This window comes from Pseudalkalibacillus salsuginis (assembly GCF_021646685.1).
Taxonomy (GTDB): domain Bacteria; phylum Bacillota; class Bacilli; order Bacillales; family Fictibacillaceae; genus Pseudalkalibacillus; species Pseudalkalibacillus salsuginis.
This window is the reverse complement of the sequence record NZ_JAKJHW010000003.1, coordinates 523,613-530,071: the sequence shown is the minus strand read 5'-3', so window position 1 is coordinate 530,071 and position 6,459 is coordinate 523,613. Positions and strand designations below refer to the sequence as shown.

Here is a 6,459-nt window from a genome sequence, read left to right as displayed (position 1 = left end):
GCAACTACGTTTGAAGCTTATTTGGTATGTCCATTTTTATTGTAACATGACTTTTTCATCTTTTTTAGCCCAACCTCTTGACCTTCTATTAGCTGGTATCGTTTAATAAGAAAAAATGGATCGCCGTAGCACCCTCTTCTTAAACATAAGCACCCGTTAGTGAAGTAAGATTTTTAACTTTCATTTTCCCATATACCATATCTACTTATTGCACTAATGGTTTCATCCCAGTTTTTTCTTTTGCAATTGGTAAGAAGTTGTTTAATTTTACTTTTTATTCTTGGAAGGCTATAATCACTGGCAATTAAGTATCCTCTTCCAACTTCTATTTCAAGTGTATCTTTCGAGTGCTTCACCATTCTTTTCGGACTAATAATATGAAACCTAAACACCTCTGAACCTTCTTTATCTTCTTCACCAATATATGCCTCTAAACAAACATAAAAATCATCGGGTTCTTCTCCCCATTCATCATACAATATATGTATGTCTTTTAAGGAAGGTATTATCATTTTCTTCACCCACTTACAGCCAATTTATGGTTTGAATTTTATCATATCTTATTAAACTAAACTGCTTCGTTACTTTAAGTACAATCCTTCACAATCTCTAATTATTTTAACATAAATATCCAATTTAATTGCTAAGTGTTATTCAATTATCTGGCCCTTTTCTGGACAATATAGAAATTCAATACACCCTTCAAAACCCTTTTTCACTTAGCAGTATGATTCTTTGTATATAAGTAATGAGTTTTTCTTATATCTTTGTACTGCATTAAAAAGACGAACAAAGAGTCCGTCTTAATAAAAATGAATCTGAGTTGGCACAAATTTGGCACGAAGCAAAATTCACAAAAATACCCCTTGGTATAAACGCTGTTATACCAAGGGTTATTGGATGTTATCCGATTGAACCTTCCATCTCGAACTTGATCAGTCTGTTCATTTCGACTGCATATTCCATTGGAAGTTCTTTTGTGAATGGTTCGATGAAGCCCATTACAATCATTTCAGTCGCTTCTTCTTCTGAGATTCCACGGCTCATTAGATAGAAGAGTTGCTCTTCAGATACTTTCGAAACTTTCGCCTCGTGCTCGAGTGAAATGTTTTCGTTCAGAATCTCATTGTATGGAATTGTATCAGAAGTTGACTCGTTATCCATGATCAATGTGTCACACTCAACATTCGCACGTGCACCAGTAGCTTTACGCCCAAAGTGTACGATACCACGATACGTTACCTTACCTCCACCTTTAGAAATGGACTTGGAAACGATCGTTGAGGATGTGTTTGGAGCCAGATGGATCATCTTCGCTCCAGCGTCCTGGTGCTGTCCTTTACCAGCAAGGGCAATCGACAAGGTCATACCGCGAGCGCCTTCACCTTTTAAAATGACAGCTGGATATTTCATCGTCAACTTGGATCCGATGTTACCATCAATCCATTCCATTGTTGCGTTTTCTTCTGCAACCGCACGCTTCGTTACAAGGTTGAACACGTTGTTCGCCCAGTTTTGGATCGTCGTATAACGGCAATTCGCGTTTTTCTTGACGACGATTTCAACAACTGCACTGTGAAGTGAGTTTGTTGTGTAAACAGGTGCTGTACAACCTTCTACATAATGTACAGAAGAATCTTCGTCGGCAATGATCAACGTACGTTCAAATTGCCCCATGTTTTCAGAGTTGATACGGAAGTACGCTTGCAATGGCGTATCACACTTGATTCCTTTAGGGACATAGATGAACGAGCCACCGGACCAGACTGCAGAATTCAACGCTGCGAATTTGTTGTCAGTCGGCGGTATTGTCTTCCCAAAGTACTCTTTAAAAATGTCTTCATTTTCTTTAAGTGCTGTATCTGTATCCTTAAAGATGATCCCCATATTTTCAAGATCTTCCTGCATGTTGTGATAAACAACTTCAGATTCATATTGGGCAGATACACCAGCCAGATATTTTTGCTCCGCTTCTGGAATACCGAGCTTATCAAACGTACGCTTGATCTCTTCTGGTACTTCATCCCATGAACGCTCGGACTTTTCCGATGGTTTTACGTAATACGTAATGTCATCGAAGTTCAATTCTTTCAGATTGCCCCCCCATTGAGGCATTGGCATGCTATAGAAATGTTCTAATGATTTTAAACGGAAATCAAGCATCCATTTAGGCTCGTTTTTCATTCGCGAAATCTCTTCGACAATTTCCTTTGTCAAACCGCGCTTGGATCTGAAGATCGAGACGTCCTTATCTCTAAAACCGTATTTATATTCGCCGATCTCTGGCATTTTTTTAGCCATCGTTTAATCCCTCCTTAAAGGATACCACACAATAAACCGAAACCAGTGTCTAATTAGTCTATACTACTATTGTAAATCGGATAAGTGTATCTGACAACCAAGAAGAAATTATTCCTCTTCTTTTTGGTTGACTCCCTTCTCCAATGCTTTCCATGCAAGGGTTGCACATTTGATACGTGCCGGGAACTTCGAAACACCTTGAAGGGCCTCTAAATCTCCAAGATCCAGGTCACCTTCATCATATTCTTTTCCCAGCATCATTTCCGAAAAGATGTTGGAAAGCTTAAGGGCATCTTCCACTGGAAGGCCTTTGATGGTTTCGGTCATCATAGATGCTGAAGCGAGACTGATTGAACAGCCTTCTCCTTCGAATTTGGCTTCTTTGATTTTCCCATCTTCGATTTCCATAGACACTTTGATCCGGTCTCCGCATGTCGGGTTATTCAAGTTGAAGGTCAGTGCCCCATCAAGCTCCCCTCTGTTACGGGGGTTCTTATAATGGTCCATGATGACCTGTCGATATAGTTGATCCAAATTAGAAGACATGACCAAAATACTCCTTTGTCGTCTTTAGTCCATCGATCAATGCGTCTACATCCTCTTTCGTATTATAAATATAAAAACTGGCTCTGGCCGTTGCTGTCACATCCAACCATTTCATCAATGGCTGCGCACAATGGTGGCCAGCACGCACAGCGATTCCTTCAGCATCCAGTACTGTAGCTACGTCATGAGGATGCACATCATCAATGTTGAATGTAACCAGTCCTGCTCGTTTTTCCGGTCCGAAGATCTTCAAGCCTTCAACTGCTGACATACGTTCCATCGCATATTCAACAAGTTCATGTTCGATTTTCTCGATCTCATCCCGGCCGATTTGCTCTAAGAAATCGATCGCAGCACCTAGACCGATAGCTCCTGCGATGATTGGTGTTCCACCTTCGAACTTCCATGGGAGGTCCTTCCAAGTGGATTCATACAAACCGACAAAGTCGATCATTTCTCCACCGAATTCTGCCGGTTCCATGTTTTCTAAAAGCTTCTTTTTACCATACATTACCCCGATCCCGGTCGGCCCACACATTTTATGGGCAGAGAAAGCATAGAAATCACAGTCTAGATCACGGACATCCACATGCATGTGCGGTGCTGCCTGTGCTCCGTCCACAACCATGACAGCCCCATTCTTGTGTGCAATCTTGGCAATTTCCTTGATCGGATTGATCGTACCAAGAACATTTGAAACGTGCATGATCGATACAATTTTAGTATGTTCTGTAATTGTATTTTCTACATCACTTAAATCAATTGTCCCGTCCTCTTGAAGAGGAATATATTTTAACTTCGCACCAGTCTGTTTTGCAAGCTGCTGCCATGGAATGATGTTGCTGTGGTGCTCCATGGGAGTAATGACAATTTCGTCGTCTTCCCCCACATTCGCCCTCCCATAGCTTGAAGCAATCGTATTGATTGCAGTGGTCGTACCGCGGAGGAATATCACTTCTTCCATAGAGGAAGCGTTGATGAAATGGCGGACTTTTTCACGAGCTCCTTCATAACTGTCAGTAGCACGTGTCCCTAACGTATGAACACCACGGTGCACGTTTGAATTATCGTTCTTATAATAATGATCGAGGGTTTCAATCACCGAAATCGGTTTTTGAGATGTCGCTGCGCTATCCAGGTAGACGAGTGGCTTCCCATTTACTTCTTGATCAAGAATAGGGAACTGTTTGCGAATCTCTTTGGAAATCATTTGGTAACTTTCCCTTCGATTACCTCTGTCAACATCTTTTTGACACCCTCGATAGGAAGCTCATTGACGACAGGGGCCAGAAATCCGTGGATGACAAGGCGTTCTGCTTCTTGCTTGGAGATACCCCGGCTCATCAAGTAAAACATTTGAACCGGATCCATCCGTCCAACGGAAGCTGCATGCCCCGCTGTTACATCATCTTCATCGATGAGAAGGATAGGGTTTGCATCCCCACGGGCTTTTTCACTAAGCATAAGAACACGTTCAGTCTGCTCGCTGTTCGCTTTTGTTGCACCATGTTCAATCTTGGCGATTCCGTTGAAAATGGAGCTGGCACTGTCCTTCATGACTGCGTGTGCAAGAAGTTGAGCATCTGATTGTTTACCCCATTGGTTTACACGGATTACGAAGTTTTGCTTTTGATCTCCGCGTCCGATGGATACTGTTTTTGTATCTGCATAAGAACCGTCACCGACTAGATTTGTCGTATTATCTGAAATCGTATTGCCATCGTTCATCTGGCCAAGCGACCACTCGATTTTGCCATCACGCTCGACGTGTCCTCGACGGTTCACATAAGTTGTCATTCCTTTGGCAAAGTTATCGACTGCACCGAACTGTACACGTGCGTTTGGCCCAGCATAAACTTCAGCCACGATATTTGCTACGGATTCTTCTTCTGTTCCATGAGAAAGATAGTTTTCAACATATGTGACAGAGCTGTTATCCTCTGCAATGATCAAAACATGATTGAACAGGGATGCTTCCGCATCTTCTTGCCAGAATACAGACTGTAATGGCGCTTCGATTTCGACGTTTTTCGGAACGTAGAGGAAGACTCCACCGTTAAGCAATGCAGCATGCAGAGCCGTCAACCGATGTTCATCGGCTTTCACGACTTTGTTCATGAAGTACTTTTCAACCAAATCGCTATGTTCGCGGATTGCTGTAGCGATATCTGTGAAAATGACCCCTTTGTCTTTCAAATCCTGTGAAACCTGCAGGTAAGCAGGAGTCGAATTTCGTTGGACGATAAAGTTATCCGTGCGTTCCTCTTTCCCAACCAGTTTTAAAATATAATCAGGCAGATCATCTGCTTTCTCAATTTCAGCAGCCTTTACTTCATGTTGGAATTTTGTGAAATTCCAGTTATCGATTTTAGTCTTCTCCGGCTTCGGCATCGGTAGGCTTTCAGCCAGTTCCAATCCACGAAGACGAAGGTTTTTCAGCCATTCTGGTTCATTTCGTTGGTTGGAAAAGTTACTTACATATGATTGATCGAAGGCAATCTTCGTATCGTTCATCTCCACTGACATATAAATCCTCCTTCAAAGCCTATGCTTGTTCTGCTTGGACAGTTTCGTCTTCAATTCCTAGTTCATCTTTAATCCAATCATAACCTTCTGCTTCTAAGCGTTGTGCAAGTTCAGGCCCGCCGGATTTCACGATGCGACCCTGCATAATGACGTGAACTTTATCTGGTGTGATGTAGTTCAACAACCGTTGGTAGTGCGTAATGATCAGTCCGCCGAATTCTGGGTTGCGCATATCATTTACACCCTTAGAAACAACCTTCAGGGCATCGATATCAAGACCAGAGTCAATTTCGTCAAGGATTGCAATTTTCGGCTCCAACATTAATAATTGAAGAATTTCGTTACGCTTTTTCTCACCACCAGAAAATCCTTCGTTCAGGTAACGTTGTGAGAAAGATTCATCCATATCGAGAAGCTCCATTTTACTGTCCATCTTGCGGATGAACTTCATCAATGAAATTTCTTTTCCTTCTTCACGACGAGCGTTGATTGAGGAACGCAAGAAGTCAGCATTCGTTACACCACTGATTTCACTTGGATATTGCATGGCAAGGAATAGACCTGCCTTTGCTCGCTCATCAACTTCCATCTCAAGGACGTTTTCTCCGTCAAGGGTGACTGACCCTTCAGTGATTACGTATTTCGGATGGCCCATCAAGGCAGACGCAAGAGTTGATTTACCTGTTCCGTTCGGACCCATTACTGCATGTATTTCTCCACCGTTTATCTCAAGGCTGAGGCCTTTGATGATCTCTTTTCCTTCAATAGAAACGTGTAGATTCTCGATCTTTAAATTTGGTGCAGTCATGACTATAACCCTCCAATTTCATATTTCTTATCACTACTCCATTTTACATTGTAACGAAAAACAAGAGAAAATGAAATAATCGTGATTTATATAATTTAGTATCATTCTAATTTTATAACAAATTAAAATAATTCTCAATATTTATATAGAAAATATAAGTAATTCCAAATGCTAATTGAGAATAATAAGCTCTTATTGAAATCCAAATCAACCCACAACGGTTTTCCAGTCCAATGAAAAGGACCTTATCAGTATTCGATAAGGTCCTTGTTATATAC

General features: G+C 41.5%; 6 protein-coding genes. All 6 read right to left on the bottom strand.

Features of this window, described 5'->3' with window-relative positions; all coding sequences use genetic code 11:
* Positions 1-173 precede the first annotated feature (173 nt).
* Positions 174-512: an Imm8 family immunity protein gene (locus L1611_RS11825; RefSeq protein WP_236313303.1), complete on the bottom strand. Its 339-nt coding sequence runs from the start codon at positions 510-512 to the stop codon at positions 174-176.
* A 391-nt stretch (positions 513-903) separates the two neighbouring features.
* A complete protein-coding gene (sufB, locus tag L1611_RS11820) occupies positions 904-2,301 on the bottom strand; it encodes a Fe-S cluster assembly protein SufB (protein WP_236313275.1) in 1,398 nt (465 codons plus the stop codon).
* 108 nt (positions 2,302-2,409) lie between these two features.
* On the bottom strand, positions 2,410-2,847 hold the full coding sequence (sufU, locus tag L1611_RS11815; protein WP_225065862.1) for a Fe-S cluster assembly sulfur transfer protein SufU: 438 nt from the start codon (positions 2,845-2,847) through the stop codon (positions 2,410-2,412).
* Complete coding sequence (locus tag L1611_RS11810) at positions 2,837-4,057, bottom strand: cysteine desulfurase (protein ID WP_236313274.1); 1,221 nt, start codon at positions 4,055-4,057, stop codon at positions 2,837-2,839. Before L1611_RS11810 ends, sufU begins: the two co-directional genes overlap by 11 nt.
* On the bottom strand, positions 4,054-5,373 hold the full coding sequence (sufD, locus tag L1611_RS11805; protein ID WP_236313273.1) for a Fe-S cluster assembly protein SufD: 1,320 nt from the start codon (positions 5,371-5,373) through the stop codon (positions 4,054-4,056). Before sufD ends, L1611_RS11810 begins: the two co-directional genes overlap by 4 nt.
* A 19-nt stretch (positions 5,374-5,392) precedes the next feature.
* A complete protein-coding gene (sufC, locus tag L1611_RS11800) occupies positions 5,393-6,181 on the bottom strand; it encodes a Fe-S cluster assembly ATPase SufC (protein WP_225065865.1) in 789 nt (262 codons plus the stop codon).
* Positions 6,182-6,459 lie beyond the last annotated feature (278 nt).